Annotated in this window: 1 pseudogene; it reads right to left on the bottom strand. The window is 47.6% G+C overall.

Annotation, left to right across the window (positions count from 1 at the left end):
- A pseudogene (locus R7093_RS26965) lies at window positions 1-574 on the bottom strand (sulfate ABC transporter permease); the annotation flags it as partial.

The raw sequence follows: 574 nt of genomic DNA, 5'->3' as shown, positions 1-574 counted from the left end.
CTGTGACGGTTATACGGTCAAACTCATATTTTGTACCCAGTGAAAAGAGCTGGATGTGTTGGTCTTCATCTTTCAGCCGTATTGTTCCCGCCGCGCTGCTTTGGCCAGGTATGGGCTGCATGGCGTTAGAAAGTACGGTGGTTTGATCGTACTCGGCATTCAAATACGCAAAGTTCCAACGGTAGTTATCACCGCTTAACGTCAAGTTAAGCCCTGCTGAATAGTTGGTGTCTATACTAATGTCCGTATCTTCACTGATGGTAACGTCGCTGCTGTAACCGTAGCCCACAAACGGCATTGCTGTGATCATCACATTCTCATTAAGGTCGTAATTCCATCTAACGGATAGGCCATCATACGCCGTGATCCCGAGAATGCTGTCATACACTTCGTTCGGCGGTCTGGCGGTGGTAAACGCTTGTCCCACATAGTTGTATTCAGAAATAAGGAATACGGGCAAACGCAATCGACCACCACGAATTTCGACGTTGTTATAGGTGTAAGCGAGGTAAGCCCATTCTACTTTGGGTTCACTCCAATGATCTTGCGGTCGCTTGACGACTTGAACAGAAGC

The organism is Vibrio sp. 1580 (genome assembly GCF_033340055.1).
The sequence above is the reverse complement of the archived record's forward strand: the minus strand, read 5'-3'. Positions and strand labels throughout refer to the sequence as shown.